This window comes from Streptomyces sp. NPDC086777 (genome assembly GCF_040702065.1).
In the GTDB taxonomy this organism is placed as follows: domain Bacteria; phylum Actinomycetota; class Actinomycetes; order Streptomycetales; family Streptomycetaceae; genus Streptomyces.
In genome coordinates this window covers 86,765-102,312 of sequence record NZ_JBFBJI010000021.1, presented here as the reverse complement: position 1 = coordinate 102,312, position 15,548 = coordinate 86,765, and the positions used below count along the sequence as shown (strand labels likewise).

General features: G+C 72.2%; 16 protein-coding genes. 10 read left to right on the top strand and 6 right to left on the bottom strand.

Translation table 11 applies throughout. The features are described 5' to 3' along the window. Positions 1-107: 107 nt before the first annotated feature. Positions 108-2,129, bottom strand: coding sequence for a beta-galactosidase (locus tag AB0472_RS27650; RefSeq protein WP_366360057.1), 2,022 nt, complete (start codon positions 2,127-2,129; stop codon positions 108-110). 237 nt (positions 2,130-2,366) lie between these two features. Between AB0472_RS27650 and AB0472_RS27645 the strand changes: the two genes are divergently transcribed. From AB0472_RS27645 to AB0472_RS27620, 6 genes are all read left to right on the top strand, one after another. Continuing rightward, on the top strand, positions 2,367-3,686 hold the full coding sequence (locus AB0472_RS27645; RefSeq protein WP_366360055.1) for an extracellular solute-binding protein: 1,320 nt from the start codon (positions 2,367-2,369) through the stop codon (positions 3,684-3,686). After that, complete coding sequence (locus AB0472_RS27640; RefSeq protein ID WP_366360053.1) at positions 3,683-4,660, top strand: sugar ABC transporter permease; 978 nt, start codon at positions 3,683-3,685, stop codon at positions 4,658-4,660. Before AB0472_RS27645 ends, AB0472_RS27640 begins: the two co-directional genes overlap by 4 nt. Continuing rightward, positions 4,657-5,562 (top strand): carbohydrate ABC transporter permease, encoded by a 906-nt coding sequence (locus AB0472_RS27635; protein WP_366360051.1) that lies wholly within the window; start codon positions 4,657-4,659, stop codon positions 5,560-5,562. The genes AB0472_RS27640 and AB0472_RS27635 overlap by 4 nt, the downstream gene beginning before the upstream one ends. Beyond that, positions 5,559-6,593, top strand: coding sequence for a LacI family DNA-binding transcriptional regulator (locus tag AB0472_RS27630; protein WP_366360049.1), 1,035 nt, complete (start codon positions 5,559-5,561; stop codon positions 6,591-6,593). The genes AB0472_RS27635 and AB0472_RS27630 overlap by 4 nt, the downstream gene beginning before the upstream one ends. 209 nt (positions 6,594-6,802) lie before the next feature. Then, a complete protein-coding gene (locus tag AB0472_RS27625; RefSeq protein ID WP_351956302.1) occupies positions 6,803-7,153 on the top strand; it encodes a VOC family protein in 351 nt (116 codons plus the stop codon). A gap of 73 nt (positions 7,154-7,226) precedes the next feature. Then, entirely contained in the window at positions 7,227-7,625 is a 399-nt protein-coding gene (locus tag AB0472_RS27620) for a MarR family transcriptional regulator (RefSeq protein ID WP_366360048.1), read from the top strand. Positions 7,626-7,699: 74 nt separating this feature from the next. Here AB0472_RS27620 and pqqB read toward each other — a convergent pair whose 3' ends face one another. The 3 genes from pqqB to AB0472_RS27605 all read right to left on the bottom strand — a co-directional run bounded on the left by pqqB (position 7,700) and on the right by AB0472_RS27605 (position 10,217). After that, complete coding sequence (gene pqqB, locus AB0472_RS27615) at positions 7,700-8,590, bottom strand: pyrroloquinoline quinone biosynthesis protein PqqB (RefSeq protein WP_366360046.1); 891 nt, start codon at positions 8,588-8,590, stop codon at positions 7,700-7,702. A 62-nt stretch (positions 8,591-8,652) separates the two neighbouring features. Then, complete coding sequence (locus tag AB0472_RS27610; protein WP_366360044.1) at positions 8,653-9,765, bottom strand: hypothetical protein; 1,113 nt, start codon at positions 9,763-9,765, stop codon at positions 8,653-8,655. 50 nt (positions 9,766-9,815) lie between these two features. Continuing rightward, complete coding sequence (locus AB0472_RS27605) at positions 9,816-10,217, bottom strand: SseB family protein (protein ID WP_351492943.1); 402 nt, start codon at positions 10,215-10,217, stop codon at positions 9,816-9,818. Positions 10,218-10,541: 324 nt separating this feature from the next. Between AB0472_RS27605 and AB0472_RS27600 the strand changes: the two genes are divergently transcribed. Further along, positions 10,542-11,957 carry a family 2B encapsulin nanocompartment shell protein gene (locus tag AB0472_RS27600; protein ID WP_366360042.1) on the top strand — a complete coding sequence of 472 codons (1,416 nt, stop codon included), beginning with the start codon at positions 10,542-10,544 and terminating at the stop codon, positions 11,955-11,957. Here AB0472_RS27600 and AB0472_RS27595 read toward each other — a convergent pair. Next, entirely contained in the window at positions 11,954-12,079 is a 126-nt protein-coding gene (locus AB0472_RS27595) for a hypothetical protein (protein WP_366360040.1), read from the bottom strand. The two genes, AB0472_RS27600 and AB0472_RS27595, sit on opposite strands and share 4 nt — an antisense overlap. 78 nt (positions 12,080-12,157) lie before the next feature. On the opposite strand from AB0472_RS27595, the gene AB0472_RS27590 reads away from it, so the two are divergent. Together AB0472_RS27590 and AB0472_RS27585 are read left to right on the top strand one after the other, a co-directional pair. Beyond that, entirely contained in the window at positions 12,158-13,117 is a 960-nt protein-coding gene (locus tag AB0472_RS27590; RefSeq protein WP_366360038.1) for an adenylyl-sulfate kinase, read from the top strand. 102 nt (positions 13,118-13,219) lie between these two features. Next, positions 13,220-13,612: an SCO5389 family protein gene (locus AB0472_RS27585; RefSeq protein ID WP_366360036.1), complete on the top strand. Its 393-nt coding sequence runs from the start codon at positions 13,220-13,222 to the stop codon at positions 13,610-13,612. Between the two features lie 90 nt (positions 13,613-13,702). On the opposite strand, the gene AB0472_RS27580 is transcribed toward AB0472_RS27585, so the two are convergent. After that, on the bottom strand, positions 13,703-14,671 hold the full coding sequence (locus tag AB0472_RS27580; RefSeq protein ID WP_366360034.1) for a threo-3-hydroxy-L-aspartate ammonia-lyase: 969 nt from the start codon (positions 14,669-14,671) through the stop codon (positions 13,703-13,705). Between the two features lie 110 nt (positions 14,672-14,781). Between AB0472_RS27580 and AB0472_RS27575 the strand changes: the two genes are divergently transcribed. Continuing rightward, the gene (locus tag AB0472_RS27575) at positions 14,782-15,513 is read left to right on the top strand and encodes a PAS domain-containing protein (RefSeq protein WP_366360032.1); all 732 of its coding nucleotides are present in this window, start codon (positions 14,782-14,784) and stop codon (positions 15,511-15,513) included. The last annotated feature ends 35 nt before the right edge of the window (positions 15,514-15,548 follow it).

Genomic DNA, 15,548 nt, shown 5'->3' with positions numbered 1-15,548 from the left:
CGGTGGGGCCCAAGGAGTGCCCCTCCGCCCGCGGCTCTCGTGGCACTCGCGGACGGAGGGGGTCTCGGTGGGCGCGGGCGCGGCGGCCCCTGAGCCCGCGCCCCGGTTCAGCCGTCGAGTCGTACGACCCGTACGGCGCCCGCCGGGACCGCGAGCCGACCCGCGGCGCGTTCGCCCGTCAGCAGTTCGGTGCCGTGCGCCTCCAGGGGCACCTTGGCGTCGGTGGCGGTGTGGTTGATCGCGAACAGGAAGGTGCCGGACTCGCCGGTGCGGCGGACCACCTCGACGTCGCGGGGCAGTTCGGCGCGGGGCGGGATCCGGGCGTCCTCGGCGGCCCGTTCGAGCAGGGCGTCGAGGCCGTGCGCGTCCAGGCGCGTCGACACGTACCAGGCGGTGCCCTCCCCCAGCCGGTGCCGGGTGACTGCCGGTCGGCCGGCGGTGAGGCCGTCGGCGTAGCTCCAGACGGTCTCGGCGGCGCCCGGGACGACGAACTCGGTCCACACGTCGCCGGTCGGCCCTGAGCCCTCCGGGCCGGTCAGCCGCACCCGCTCGTCCTTCAGCAGCGGGGAGAACTCCTCGACCGTGAGGCCGAGGGTCTCGCGCAGGGGCCCCGGGTAGGCGCCCTCGTGCACCGCGTCGTGCTCGTCGACGATCCCCGAGAAGTACGAGACGACGAGCGTGCCGCCGCTCTCGACGTACTCGCGGAGGTTGTTCCCGGCCGCCTCGGTCATCAGGTACAGGGCCGGGACGACGACCAGGGGGTAGGCCGACAGGTCGCTTTCGGGACGGGCGAAGTCGACGGTGAGGTGGCGGTCGTAGAGGGCCTCGTAGAAGGCGTCGGCGCGTTCGCGCGGGTCGTGGTCCTCGGTGGGGCGCCACTGGAGGTTCTGGGCCCACCAGGACTGCCAGTCCCACAGGACGGCGACATCGGCCCGGGTGCGGGTGCCCCTGATCGGGGTCAACGAGTCGAGGGCGGCGCCCAGTCCGACGACCTCGCGCCAGACGCGGGTCCCGGTGCCGCCGTGCGGCAGCATCGCGGAGTGGAACTTCTCGGCGCCGCGCCGGGACTGCCGCCACTGGAAGAACATGGCGCCCTCGGAGCCGCGGGCCACGTGCGCGAGGGAGTTGCGGGCCATCTGGCCGGGCGCCTTGGCCGGATTGCGCGGCTGCCAGTTGACACCCGAGGTGGAGTGTTCCAGGAGCAGCCAGGGGGCGCCGCCGGCGACCGAGCGGGCGAGGTCGGCGGCCATGGCGAGGTTGACGTGGGTGCGGCGGCCGTCGGTGATCAGGTAGTGGTCGTTGGTGACCAGGTCGACCTCCCGGCCCCAGGCCCAGTAGTCGATGGAGTCGCACTGGCTGAGGGCGGTCATGAAGTTCGTGGTCACCGGGACGCCGGGCGAGAGCCGGTGCAGGATGTCCCGCTCGGCGCGGAAGTTCTCGCGGATGGTGGCGTCGGTGAACCGCCGGTAGTCGAGGGCCTGGCCCGGGTTGCCGACGGTCGGGGTGACGCGCGGCGGGTTGATCTGCGCCAGGTCCGTGTAGTGCTGGCCCCAGAAGGCGGTGCCCCAGGCCTCGTTGACGGCCGCCACGCTGCCGTGGGCGCCGGCCAGCCAGCGGCGGAAGTGGGCGGCGCAGGAGTCGCAGTAGCAGGCCGAGACCGGGACGCCGTACTCGTTGTGGACGTGCCACAGCGCGAGGGCCGGGTGTTCGCCGTAGCGCTCGGCGAGACGGGTGGTGATGTTCGCCGCCGCCGCACGGTAGTCGGCGTTGCAGTGGCAGATGGCGCCGCGTGAGCCGAACTCGTGGCGCACGCCCTCCGCGGTGACCGGCAGGGCCTCGGGGTGGGCGCGGTAGAACCAGGCGGGCGGCGCGACGGTGGGGGTGCCCAGGTCGACGCGGATGCCGTTCTCGTGGAGCAGGTCGAGTACCCGGTCGAGCCAGCCGAAGTCGTACTCCCCCGGCGCCGGTTCCAGCAGGGCCCAGGAGAAGATCCCGACGCTCACCATCGTGACCCCGGCCTCGCGCATCAGCCGGACGTCCTCGTGCCAGACGTCCTCCGGCCACTGCTCGGGGTTGTAGTCCCCGCCGAAGGCGAGCCTGGTCAGGCCCCTGGGGGTGATGTCCGGCATGGATCTCTCCCGTTTAATCGATCATTTGGGAACGTTCACACACATCGATCGTGGCGTGAGCTCACCATAACCGCACAGCAACAACCATTGACAAGTGTCCGGGATGTTTCTCTACTGTGAACGCTCACAGAGCAGGACACGGACTCAGCACGGACGATGATCCGGGCCTGGGAACGCTCACACGTCTGCATGACAGGTTCCCGCGACGGGCGGGAACCCAGGTCAGGGGAGAGATCCATGCCGCACACGAAGCGCCGTCGCCTCGTGACAACCGTCGTCGCCGTCTCGCTCGGCGCCACCGCCCTCGCCGCCTGCGGCTCGTCCGACGACGACAGCAAGGCCGACTCCGGTCCGGTCTCGCTGACGTACTGGGCCTGGGCGCCCGGTATGGACAAGGTCGTGGACCTGTGGAACAAGGGCGAGGGCAAGAAGGAGCAGATCACCGTCACGGTGAAGAAGCAGGCGTCCGGCGACACGCTGGTCACCAAGATCCTCACCGCGCACAAGGCGAAGAACGGCCCCGACCTGGTGCAGGCCGAGTACCAGGCACTCCCGACGCTGGTCAGCAACGACGCCGTCGCCGACCTGGCGAAGAACGTCGGCGACGCCAGGTCCAAGTTCGCCGAAGGCGTCTGGCAGCAGGTCACCCTCGGCACGGACGCGGTGTACGCGGTGCCGCAGGACATCGGCCCGATGATGTTCTACTACCGCGCGGACCTCTTCAAGAAGTACGGCCTCAAGGTGCCGGCCACCTGGGACGAGTTCGCCCAGGACGCCCGGCAGCTGAAGAAGAAGGCACCCGGCCTCGAACTGACCACGTTCTCCGCCAACGACTCCGGCCTCTTCGCGGGCCTCGCCCAGCAGGCCGGCGCCAGGTGGTGGACCACCTCCGGCGACAAGTGGAAGGTCGCCATCGACGACGCAGCCACCCGGAAGGTCGCCTCGTTCTGGGGCGGTCTGGTCAAGGAGGGCGTCATCGACAACCAGCCGATGTACACCCCGGCCTGGAACAAGGCGCTGGACACCGGCAAGCAGATCGCCTGGGTCTCCGCGGTGTGGGCGCCGGGCACGCTGACCACCGCCGCGCCCGACACCAAGGGCAAGTGGGCGATGGCCCCGCTCCCCCAGTGGTCCACTTCCGGGAACGTCACGGGCAGTTGGGGCGGCTCCTCCACCGCCGTCACCACCGACTCCAGGCACCAGGCGGCGGCCGCCAGGTTCGCCGCGTGGCTGAACACCGACGGCGAGGCGCTCAACGCGCTGGCCAAGGAGAGCGGCATCTACCCGGCCGCCACCAACGCCCAGACCAGCGGCGCCTTCGCCACCCCGCCGGCCTACTTCTCGAACCAGTCGGACTTCTACACCGAGGCCGCCGGGATCGCGAAGACCACGGCACCCTCCGCCTGGGGCCCGAACGTCAACGTCGCCTACACGTCCTTCAACGACGCGTTCGGCGCCGCCGCGAAGAACAGGTCGGACTTCACCGCCGCCCTGAAGACGATGCAGGACGCCACAGTCGCCGACATGAAGAAGCAGGGCTTCGAGGTCTCGCGGTGACCAGCCCCACCGTCCGGAGGCCGTACGGGGTCAAGGGGGCCCCGTACGGCCACCCGTCCCCCACCACCGCCGTCGAACGAGCGCGGAGCGCCCCCTACTTCTTCCTCCTCCCCGCCACGGTCCTCTTCGCCCTGTTCTTCGCGCTGCCCATCGGATACGCGGTCTGGCTCAGCTTCCGCAAGGTGCACGTCTCCGGCCTCGGCCTGGGCGCCGGTGCCCGCAGCGAGGTCTGGGCCGGCCTGGAGAACTACCAGGACGCCCTCACCGACAGCGAGTTCCACGACGGTGCGCTGCGCGTCCTCGGCTACGGCTGCATCGTCGTCCCGGTGATGCTGGGCCTCGCCCTCCTGTTCGCGCTGATGCTCGACTCCGAGCGGGTCCGGCTCGCCCCGTTCACCCGGCTCGCGATCTTCCTGCCGTACGCCATCCCCGGTGTGGTCGCCGCGCTGCTGTGGGGTTTCCTGTACCTGCCGGACGTCAGCCCCTTCTACTACGTACTCGACAGGCTGCACCTGCCGCAGCCGAACCTGCTGGACGGCGGGCCGCTGTACCTGGCCCTGTCGAACATCGCGGTCTGGGGCGGCACCGGCTTCAACATGATCGTCATCTACACCTCGCTGCGGTCCATCCCGGCCGAGGTCCACGAGGCGGCCAAGCTGGACGGCGCGTCCCCGTTGCAGACCGCCCTGCGGATCAAGATCCCGATGGTGGCGCCCTCGCTGGTGCTGACCTTCTTCTTCTCGATCATCGCGACGCTCCAGGTCTTCAACGAGCCGACCACCCTCAAGCCCCTCACCAACTCGGTCAACACGACCTGGAGTCCGCTGATGAAGGTGTACGTGGACGCCTTCGCCAAGGGCGACATCTACTCCGCGGCGGCCGAGGCGACCCTCATCGCCCTCGCCACGCTGGTGCTGTCCTTCGGTTTCCTGCGGGCCGCGAACCGCCGCAACAGGCAGGAGGCAGCAGGATGAGTTCTCTTGCCGTCCGCAAGGCCACCCCGGCCGCCGGTACGACGCCCGGAACCGCCCAGGGGCCGCCACTGCGCCGCCGGATCGCCCTGATCCCGACGCTCACCCTCGCCCTCGGCGCGATCTACACGCTCCTCCCGGTGGCCTGGGTGGTGATCGCGTCCACCAAGTCCGGCAGCGAGCTGTTCTCCACGTTCACCTTCCTGCCCGGCTCCGGCTTCGCCCAGAACCTCAAGGATCTCAACGCCTACCGCGACGGCATCTACTGGAGCTGGATGGGCAACTCCGCCCTGTACGCCGGCCTGGGCGCCCTGCTGTCGACGGCCGTGTCCGCGTTCAGCGGCTACGCGCTCGCGACCTACCGCTTCCGCGGCCGCGAGACGATCTTCAACGTGCTGCTCGCCGGTGTGCTGATGCCCCCGGTGATCCTCGCCATCCCGCAGTACCTGCTGCTGGCCAAGGCGAACCTCACGGACTCCTACCTGTCCGTGCTGCTGCCGCAGGTCCTCTCCCCGTACGGCGTCTACCTCTCTCGGATCTACGCGGCCGCGGCCGTGCCCTCCGACGTGGTGGAGGCCGGGCGGATGGACGGGGCGGGCGAGTGGCGGATCTTCACCAGGATCGCGCTGCCGATGATGATCCCCGGCATGGTCACGGTGTTCCTGTTCCAGTTCGTGGCCGTCTGGAACAACTTCCTGCTGCCGTACATCATGCTCAGCGACGACGAGCGGTTCCCGCTCACGCTGGGTCTCTACACGCTCCTCGAACAGGGCGCCAACACGCCTGCCCTGTACACCCTGGTGATCACCGGCGCGTTCCTGGCCGTACTGCCGCTGATCGCCCTCTTCCTGGTCATTCAGCGCTTCTGGAGCCTTGACCTGCTCTCCGGGGCCGTAAAGTCATGACCATGAGCAGTGGTACGGGGGGCCGGCGCAAACCGCCGACGATCCATGACGTGGCACGCGAGGCCGGTGTCTCGCGAGGCACCGTCTCTCGGGTGCTCAACGGCGGGCACTACGTCAGCCCGGCCGCCGCGGAGGCGGTCAACGACGCCATCCGCAGGACGGGTTACGTCGTGAACCGGCATGCCCGCTCGCTGATCACCGGACGCTCGGACTCGGTCGGCTTCCTGCTGACCGAGCCGCAGGAGCGGTTCTTCGAGGACCCGAACTTCAACGTCCTGCTGAGCGGCTGCACGCAGGCGCTGGCCCGCCACGACATCCCGGTGCTCCTGATGCTGGCGGGCACGAAGGACGAGCGGCGGCGGATCACCCGGTACATCACCGCCGGGCACGTCGACGGGGTGCTGCTGGTGTCGAGCCACTCCGGCGACCCGGTTGCGGAGGAGCTGCGCGATGCGGGCGTGCCGCTGGTCGCCTGCGGCAAGCCCATCGGGCTCGGCTCGAAGGTGAGCTACGTGGCCGCCGACGACCGGGACGGCGCCCGGGACATGGTGCGGCACCTGCTGGACGTGGGGCGGCGCCGGATCGGCATGATCACCGGGCCGCTGGACACCCCGGGCGGTGTGGAGCGGCTCGCCGGGTACAAGGAGGTCCTCACCGAGGCGGGCATCGCGATCGACGAGGCGCTCGTCGTGTCCGGGGACTACAGCAGGGCGAGCGGCGAGGCGGGGGCCGAGCGGCTGCTCGCGCAGGCGCCGGACCTGGACGCCGTGTTCGTGGCCTCCGACCTGATGGCGCAGGGCGTGCTGGCGGCGCTGCAGCGGGCCGGCCGGCGGGTGCCGGATGACATCGCTGTCGGCGGCTTCGACGACTCCCCGGCGGCCACCGCGGTGACCCCGCGGCTCACCACCATCCGGCAGCCCTGGGACCGGATCAGCACCGAGATGGTCCGGGTGCTGCTCGCCCAGATAGGCGGCGAGGACCCGGCGGCGGTGATCCTGCCGACGGAGCTGGTGCGACGCGAGTCTGCGTGAGCCGTGCGCGGTCCGCGGTGGCGGGGCGCGCTGTCGGGCGGCTGCGGCCGGGTGGGGCTGGTCGCGCAGTTCCCCGCGGGCCTTCGGGACGCTGTCGGCGAGGGCGGCAAGCGGTCAGGATCGGAGAAGCCGGGACGGGCTTCTGCGTCCTAGCGTGGGATCACCGGCCGGAAAGAGCCGGTTCTCTCAGCGCAAGGAGTGGGAACGCCATGAGCGAAGGCGTGCAGACGATCATCTACCCCGTCAAGGACGCGGCGCGGGCCAAGGCGCTGTTCGGTGCGCTGCTGGGCGTCGAGCCCTACGCCGACGAGCCGTACTACATCGGGTTCAAGGCCGCCGGGCAGGACGTCGGCCTCGACCCGAACGGGCACGCGCAGGGCCTGACCGGGCCGACGCCGTTCTGGCACGTCACCGATCTGCGGGAGCGGCTCGCGGCGCTGCTGGCGGCGGGTGCCGAGCTGGTCCAGGACGCGCGGGACGTCGGCAACGGGCGGCTGGTCGCCTCGGTGAAGGACGCCGACGGCAACATGGTGGGGCTGCTCCAGGACCCGGTCGGCTGAGCGCGGCCGGACTGCTTGCACCCGCACTAGTTGCGCACTCAACAACTGCCTTGATCGGTGTTACGGTGCGGGTATGGCAGTGAAGACGGCCGAGGCCCGGCTCGAGGAACAGTGGCGGGACATCCTGTCGGTGCACGCGCGCACCATGTGCGAGATCGACCGGGTGCTGCATCCGCACGGGCTGGGCGCGAGCGACTTCGAGGTGCTCGACCTGCTCGCCACCGAGACCCCGGCCGAGGGTGACCACTGCCGGGTGCAGAACCTGGCGGGCCGGATCCACCTGAGCCAGAGCGCGCTCTCCCGGCTGATCGGACGGCTGGAGAAGGACGGCCTGGTGGAGCGTTCGGTCTGCGTCGAGGACCGGCGCGGCGTCTGGGTCGCGCTCACCGCGAAGGGCCGCGCCCTGCACGCCGAGGTATGCCCGCTGCAGCGGGCGGTGCTGGGACGGATGCTCGAAGGCGCGGACGGCTGAGCGGTTCGCGGTGCAGCCGGGTGTGGCACCGCGCCCCTCAAGGGGCGCCAGGAACACGCGACCGGCCCGCGGCGCTAGAGCGCGAACTCGATGCCGTCGGGGAGCACCTCGACGCCTTCGGCGGCCACCTGGGCGCGGGCCCTGGAGGAGGGGTCGACCAGGGGGTTGGTGTTGTTGAGGTGGGTGTAGATCCGGCGGGTGCGGGGGTGGCGGGCCAGGGCGGCGAGGCTGCCGCGGGCGCCGGAGACCGGGAGGTGGCCCATCGTCGCCTGCCGGGGGCCGGAGCGCACCTTGGTGCCCATCTCGCCGGCGGTGTAGAAGGTGCCGTCCAGCAGGACGCAGTCGGCCTCCGCGCACAGGTCGTCCAGGGTGTCGCTCCAGGAGCCGACGCAGGGGGCGTAGAGCAGCACTCCCCCGGTGGCCAGGTCCTCGACGCGGTACGCCGTGACCCAGCGGCCGTCGGCCTCGGCGAGCGCGGCGGGGACGTACGACGGGACCTTCGCGCCGACCGGGTGGGCGGTGACGACCAGGCCACCGGCCAGCACGAAGCCGCCGTCGGCCAGGCTGTCGGCCCACTCCCAGGGCGCGTAGCGGTCCAGGGCGCCGCGGGCCGGAGCCAGCACCGTCCGTACCGGCGGGGCCGCGTACACCTTGAGGTCCGGCGCGCCGCGCAGCACGGTCAGGCCGGTGACGTGGTCGGCCTCCGCGTCGGTGAGCAGCACGCCGCGCACCGGGGTGTCCCGGGGGTCCGGTCCCGGCCACAGCGCGGGCGTGGCGGTCAGCTGGGCGCGGATGTCCGGGGAGGCGTTGAGCAGCCACCAGTCCCGGCCGTTGCCGGTCAGCGCGACGCACTCCTGGGTCCGGGAGGGCAGCTTGCCGTCCCGGGCGGCGGCGCACAGCGCACAGGCGCAGTTCCACTGCGGGAACCCGCCGCCGGCGGCGGTGCCCAGCAGGACGACCCTCACGACGATCCGCCCCTCTCGCTCTCCCCGGCCCCTGCCGGGATCTTCCCTCAGGATGCGCCGTGCTACCCGCGCACGGGGGGAACTTCCGGCCGTCCTTCGGGCGGCCGCCGGTCCGGAGGGCGACGTGGCGGGATCGGCTCCGACGCGAAGTCGCGGCCACCGGTCCACAGCGCGGGTACGGCGTCGCAGCGGCGGCACAGCTCGTAGGCGACCGCCTCGTAGTTGACCCGCCAGCCGTGGAAGTGCGGCCAGGCCTCCGCGGTGCCGCGTTCGGCGCGGAAGCCCGCCTTCTCCAGCATGGCCGCGGCCTCCTCGAACTCGCCGTAGGTCAGCTCGATCGGGGTGTCCGGGGCCGGGTCGGAATCGAAGTCGGCCCGTACGGAGGCGGCGATGTCGCGCAGCGCGGTGAACCCGGCACGCAGCACCAGGCGGGCCTCCGGCGGGGCGGAGCGCGGGGCGAGCGCGAGCTGCATGGCCGCCGCGTCCATGACGGCGATCAGGCCGACCAGCCAGCTGCGGTAGGGGCGCGGCGAGCGGAACGCCAGCAGGACCGGGTAGGTGGCGTGGCTCTCCCCCATGTCCGCGGCCAGCCGCTCCCAGGAGCGGTACAGCTCGGGCAGCGCGGTCTCGGTGTCGACCAGCCACTGCCGGGCGAGGATCTCCGGTCCCCAGGCGGGCTCGCCGGCCCGGGACTGGAGGAGGGTGACCTCCAGTTCGCGGCGGTTGTAGGCGGCGTACAGCGTGGGCAGGTAGGCGATCTGCAGCGCGATGACGACCGGGCCGGTGGCGGCGGCCACGAAGTCCAGCGCCGACAGCCGCAGCCGCGCGCCGCTGGCGAACCCGAGGGTGAACAGGCTGGAGCCCGCCTCCCGGAACGCGGTGCTCCAGGACAGCGGGGAGAACGCGAACAGCAGCATGCCGAAGCCGAGGAACGCCCCGCCGAGCCAGGCGGCGAGCATGCCGACCAGCATGAGCGGGGCGAGCCAGGTCTGGGCGCGGTCGATCGCCCGGTAGCCGCCGCGGTGCGCGGTGAGGCAGAGGACGCGGCGCAGGCCCCACCACAGCCGGTACACCAGCACGGAGTACAGGCCCCGGGGGACCACGAGCGTGCGCAGGATGCTGCGCAGGACCAGGATCAGTACCAGTCCTCCGGCCACCCCGGAGATCCATTCCATGGCGCCATTCTGGCCCGGACGGCGGCCTCCCGGTGACCGGAGCGCTTCGTTCAGCCCGCCGGCCGGGCCAGCAGGGTGCGCACGCCCTCGGAGGTCAGGGTCAGGGCGTGTGCGGAGCTGCCGTCTATGGCGAGCGAAAGGTTGTCCTCGGGCCACTGCGAGGCGAGCGCGCCGAGCGGCACCACGCGGTAGCGGGAGACCGTCGGCAGCAGGCCGGTCAGTTCCCCCTCCGAGGTGAACACCGGGACGACGGGATCGCCGTCGGGGCGTTCCAGGACGGGCAGGGCGATCATCGCGGGGTCGGCCGCCTCCGCGGCGTCGTCCGGCACCGGGACCAGCACGTCGCTGTGTGCGAGCGTGTCCAGGGCGGTGGTGTCCTCGGCGTTCACGGCCAGCGTGTCGAGCGCCCGCTGGGCCGGCGTCGGGAAGTCGTCGTGTGCGGGTGTCTCCATGGCAGATCCCCAGGTAGCGGTGGTGGTACGGGCCGCGGGTCCGGCAGGTCGCCGGGCGGCCACGGCTCGCGTACCCGGTCGGGGCCGGGGCATGCACCGGCGGCCACGAGGGCTTTCCCCGCTCGCCGGGGACCGGCGAGCGGGGGCGGTCGCGCGGAGTGCGGGGTGGTGTGCGGGGTGGTGCGGGGGCACTTCCCGCTGGCACGTGCCTCGCGCTCCGTCCCCCGGCATCACTCGCGGCGCGGGTGCGGGGGTAGGGGTAGCCGCGGAAGGTGACGGCCCGCGCGCAAGACGTCACCCCTGCGACGCGAGAGAAGGAATGCGATGTCGGTCGAGACCGGTACGACGCCCGCGGCGGACGCCGAGGAGCGGGAGCAGCAGAGCCTCGGTACCGCCGCGGCACGGAATCTCACCACGACGACCAAGTCCGCACCGCAGATGCAGGAGATCAGCTCACGGTGGCTGACCCGGACGCTGCCGTGGGTGGACGTGCCGGGCGGCACCTACCGCGTCAACCGCAGACTGTCCTACCGCGTCGGCGACGGCCGGGTGAGCTTCGTGCAGACCGGCGCGCAGGTGGCGGTGATCCCCGCCGAACTGGCCGAGCTGCCGCTGCTGCGCGGCTTCGAGGACGGCACCGCGCTGCGGGCGCTGGCGGAGCGGTTCGAGCAGCGGGAGTACGCGGCGGGGCAGGTGATCGCGGCGGCGGGACGCCAGGCCGACCACGTCTACCTGGTCGCGCACGGCAAGGTGGAGCAGGTCGGGCAGGGGCCGTACGGCGACGAGGCGGTCGTCGGTCTCCTCGCGGACGGTGACACCTTCGGCGGGCGGGTGCTCGCCGGACTCGACGGCGCCTGGGAGTTCACGGCCCGCGCGGCGACGGCGACCACCGTGCTGGTGCTGCCGCACGCGGCGTACCGGGAGGTGGCCGACCGGCACGCCGGGCTGCGCGCGCACGTGGAACTGGCCGGCCTCGACGGGCACCGGGAGACGAACACCTTCGGCGAGGCGGAGATCGCCCTCAGCGCGGGCCACACCGGCGAGCCGGACGTCCCGCACACCTTCGTGGACTACGAGCCGGCGCCCCGCGAGTACGAACTGAGCGTCGCCCAGACCGTGTTGCGCGTGCACACCCGGGTGGCCGACCTCTACAGCCGGCCGATGGACCAGACCGAGCACCAGCTGCGGCTCGCCGTGCAGGTGCTGCGGGAGCGCCAGGAGCACGAGCTGGTCAACAACCGCGACTTCGGCCTGCTGCACAACGCCGACCACGGTCAGCGGATCTCCACGCACTCGGGCCCGCCCACCCCCGACGACCTCGACGAACTCCTCGCCATGCGGCGGGACACCACGCACCTGTTCGCCCATCCACGGGCGATCGCCGCGTTCGGCCGGGAGTGCAACAAGCGCGGCCTGTACTTCGGCGGCGTCGAGGTCGACGGTCACCACCTCCCGGCATGGCGGGGCGTCCCGCTGCTCCCGTGCGGCAAGATCCCGGTCACCGGGGCCCGTACGTCCGCGATCATCGCGCTGCGCGCCGGGGAGCAGAACCAGGGCGTGATCGGTCTCCTCCAGACCGGCCTGCCGGACGAGAAGGAGCCGGGCCTGACCGTCCGTTTCATGGGCGTCAACGAACAGGCGGTCGCCTCCTACCTGGTCACCGCCTACTACTCGGCCGCCGTCCTGGTCCCGGACGCCCTCGGCATCCTGGAGAACGTGGAGGTGTCGCGCCGGGACTAGGGCCGGCACAGGGCGCGCGGGGTGCCCTTGCGGTCGGCGTCGCCGATGACGTCGAGCCCGTGCGTCTCGGCCCGGATCTGCGGCTCCGTCAACAGGACGGGGCCGCGACCCGGTCGGGCCACCTCGATTTGACACCGTGGGCGACCCCCTCCAATCTGTGCTCATGAAATCCATTTTCAACAGAGGGGTGGCGGACAGCGATGCGCGTGGCCTTCGTCGGCAAGGGCGGCAGCGGCAAGACGACGCTGTCGGCCCTCTTCACCCGTCACCTGGCGCGGTCCGGGGCGCCGGTCGTCGCGATCGACGGTGACATCAACCAGCACCTGGCCCACACCCTCGGCCTCGACGAGAACGAACGCCTCACGGCGCCGCCGCTGAGCGCGCGGACCGGTGAGATCAAGGACTACCTGCGCGGCACCAACCCGCGCATCGCGTCCCGGGAGGCCATGGTCAAGACGACCCCTCCGGGGCACGGCTCGCGGCTGCTGCGCCTGCTCGGCGACGACGAGGTGCACTCCCGGCACGTCCAGGAGGTCGGCGGGGTACCGCTGATGGTCACCGGGGCCTTCGCCGAGAGCGACCTCGGGGTGGCCTGCTACCACTCCAAGCTCGGTGCGGTGGAGCTGTACCTCAACCACCTGGTGGACGGCCCCGGCGAGTACGTGGTCGTCGACATGACGGCGGGCGCGGACGCCTTCGCCTCCGGCCTGTTCACCCGCTTCGACATGACTTTCCTGGTGGTCGAGCCGACCCGCAAGAGCCTGTCCGTGTACCGGCAGTACCGGGACCACGCCGCCGAGTTCGGGATCCCGGTCGCCGTGGTCGGCAACAAGGTGACCGGCGCGGACGACCTCGCCTTCCTGCGCGAGCGGGTGGGCGACGACCTGCTGGCGCACTGCGTACTGTCGCCGTACGTCCACGCGCAGGAACAGGGGCGCGGCGGCGGCGCGCTGGAACAGGCCAACTCCCGGGCCCTGGACCGGCTGCGGGCCGCGGTGGACGCGCGGGGCAAGGACTGGGAGGCCTTCCAGCGGCACGCCGTGGAGTTCCATCTGCGCAACGCCGCCGCCTGGGCCGACGCGGCGACGGGCCAGGCCCTGGCCGCCCAGGTCGACCCGGACTTCCGGCACGGGCCTACGGCGCTGCCCGCCTTCGCCTGAGCAGCCCCCGATCCCCCCGCGGGACCGTCCCGCCTTCGCGCCCCCCTTTCCGGGCCGCTCCGATTTTCCGCAACCGCTCCGAGAAGAACAGGACACCGCCACATGTCGCTCGACGTCTCCCCGCAACTGCTCGCCGAAGCCGAGAACGGCCCGGTGCGGGAGGAGGACTTCGTGGAAACCGTCCGCACCTCGCTGCCGTACGCGTACGACCTCGTCGCCCGGCTCGCCGCCGAACTGCGCGTCGGCAGAGCGGAGTTCGCCGACAACCAGACCCCGCCGCCCTCGGAACGCGAGCGCGGGCAGCTGCTGCGGGCGCTGTCCTCCGACGCGATCCGCGGCAGCCTGGAACGGCACTTCGGGGTCGCCCTCGCCTTCCAGAACTGCCATCGGGTCGCGGTGTTCCCCGCGCAGGCGCGGGGCGGCGAGACGTACACCCGCTTCACCTCGACCCGGGCTCAGATCCTCAACCAGTCGCCGGAGTTCCGCGACTGCTGAGTCCCGGGTCGGCCCGCAGGCTCCGGAAGGGCTGACCCCCCGCTCCGGACGGCGGCGCCCCGCCGGGGTGCCGCCGTCCGCTCTTCCCGGTCAGCCGGCGAGGATCTCCGCGAACCGCCGCGCGCCGACGTTGCCCCCGGACAGGACGACCCCGACCCGGCGCGGGAGCGGCGCCACCCGGTGGGCGAGCAGTGCGGCCAGGCCGCTGGCGCCGCTCGGCTCCACGACCGTCTTCAGCCGTTCGAAGGCGAACCGCATCGCGTCCCGGATCTCGTCGTCGGAGACCAGCGAGATGTCGTCCACCAGGCGCTGGTTGACGGAGAAGGTCAGCTCACCGGGGATGTCGGCCGCCTGGCCGTCGGCGATGGTGCGCGGCACCGGGATGGACATCCGGTACCCCGCCGCCAGGGACCGCCGGGTGTCGTCGCCGGCCTCGGGCTCGACCCCGACGACCCGGATCCCGGGCAGCAGCCCCTTGGCCGCGGTGGCGCTGCCTGCGATCAGCCCGCCGCCCCCGACGGGCACCACCAGGGTGTCCAACTCCCCCACCTCCTCGATGAGTTCGAGAGCGGCCGTGCCCTGCCCCGCGATGACGTGCGGGTGCTCGTACGGCGGGATGAGCGCGAGCCCCCGCTCGGCGGCGAGAGCCTCGCCGATCGCGACCCGGTCACCGGTGTAGCGGTCGTAGGTCACGATCTCCGCGCCGTATCCGGCGGTCGCCTCCAGCTTGGCGCGCGGAGTGTCCTCGGGCATCACGATGACGGCGGTGGTGCCGAGTTCGCGGGCGGCGAGGGCGACGGCCTGGGCGTGGTTGCCGGAGGAGTAGGCGGCGATGCCCTGGGCGAGTTGCGCGGGCGACAGCCGGGACGCGGCGTTGTAGGCGCCCCGGAACTTGAACGCGCCGATGCGCTGGAGGTTCTCGCACTTCAGGAAGACCTCGGCACCGACCAGCTCGTCCAGGGTCCGCGAGCGCAGCACGGGGGTGCGGTGGGCCACTCCCTTGATCCGCGCCGCCGCGTCGTGCACGTCCTGAAGGGTGACGGGCGGGGTGTCGGGCATGTTCGTCCTCCGTTCCGGGCGCCGCCGAACGCCGGATGAGCGTCGACGGTCTGGAATTATTGTCTATCATCTGGACTTGAAGTCCAGACCCTACCCAGGCGGGGGCACCGATGACAGACGGACCGGCACCGGCGAGCGGGACGGACGCGGCGCGGGCCGAGCAGGACGCGATCATCGCGGCGCTCGCCCCGGTCGTCGACGGGATCGTGGCGACCCTGGGCGGCTTCTGCGAGGTCGTCGTCCACGACTTCCGCCGCCCGGAACACTCCGTCGTGGCCCTCGCCGGGTCGGTCACCGGCCGCGGGGTCGGCGGGTCGATGAGCGAGATCGGCATGAAGCTGCTGGCGGCCGGCGACGAGGCGCGCGACGAGCTGAACTACCTGACCCGCACCCGGGACGGGAAGCTGGTCAAGTCGTCCACGATGGTGCTGCGCGACTCGGGCGGTACGGCGTTCGGGGCGCTGTGCGTGAACCTCGACGTCACGGCAGTGCACCAGGTGCACGCGCTGGTCGGCGGCCTCGCCGGGGTCGCCGCCGCCGAGGCACCGCCGACCACCACGTTCGGCCACGACATCACCGCCGTGCTGGACTCGATCGTCGACGCCCGCCAGCTCCACCGGCCCAAGCCGTGGCCCCAGCTCACCCGCGAGGAACGGCGGGAGCTGTTCCGGGACCTCGACCGGCAGGGCGTCTTCGCGGTGCGCGGCGCGGTCCAGCAGGTCGCCGGACGCCTCGGCATCTCCCGGGCCTCCGCCTACAGTTACCTCTCCGCGGCACGAACCGCCCCCGAAGGGGCGCGAGGAACCGCGCGACCGACCGCGCCGCTGACGGCTGACGGCTGACGGCTGACGGCTGACGGCTGACGGCACACCGCGGC

Coding starts and splice junctions, on each gene's coding strand:
- AB0472_RS27635 (WP_366360051.1), top strand. CDS start 4,657: ATGAGTTCTCTTGCCGTCCGCAAGGCCACCCCGGCCGCCGGTACGACG.
- AB0472_RS27625 (WP_351956302.1), top strand. CDS start 6,803: ATGAGCGAAGGCGTGCAGACGATCATCTACCCCGTCAAGGACGCGGCG.
- AB0472_RS27605 (WP_351492943.1), bottom strand. CDS start 10,217: ATGGAGACACCCGCACACGACGACTTCCCGACGCCGGCCCAGCGGGCG.
- AB0472_RS27590 (WP_366360038.1), top strand. CDS start 12,158: ATGCGCGTGGCCTTCGTCGGCAAGGGCGGCAGCGGCAAGACGACGCTG.
- AB0472_RS27585 (WP_366360036.1), top strand. CDS start 13,220: ATGTCGCTCGACGTCTCCCCGCAACTGCTCGCCGAAGCCGAGAACGGC.
- AB0472_RS27645 (WP_366360055.1), top strand. CDS start 2,367: ATGCCGCACACGAAGCGCCGTCGCCTCGTGACAACCGTCGTCGCCGTC.
- AB0472_RS27580 (WP_366360034.1), bottom strand. CDS start 14,671: ATGCCCGACACCCCGCCCGTCACCCTTCAGGACGTGCACGACGCGGCG.
- AB0472_RS27620 (WP_366360048.1), top strand. CDS start 7,227: ATGGCAGTGAAGACGGCCGAGGCCCGGCTCGAGGAACAGTGGCGGGAC.
- AB0472_RS27650 (WP_366360057.1), bottom strand. CDS start 2,129: ATGCCGGACATCACCCCCAGGGGCCTGACCAGGCTCGCCTTCGGCGGG.
- AB0472_RS27630 (WP_366360049.1), top strand. CDS start 5,559: ATGACCATGAGCAGTGGTACGGGGGGCCGGCGCAAACCGCCGACGATC.
- AB0472_RS27610 (WP_366360044.1), bottom strand. CDS start 9,765: ATGGAATGGATCTCCGGGGTGGCCGGAGGACTGGTACTGATCCTGGTC.
- AB0472_RS27575 (WP_366360032.1), top strand. CDS start 14,782: ATGACAGACGGACCGGCACCGGCGAGCGGGACGGACGCGGCGCGGGCC.
- AB0472_RS27600 (WP_366360042.1), top strand. CDS start 10,542: ATGTCGGTCGAGACCGGTACGACGCCCGCGGCGGACGCCGAGGAGCGG.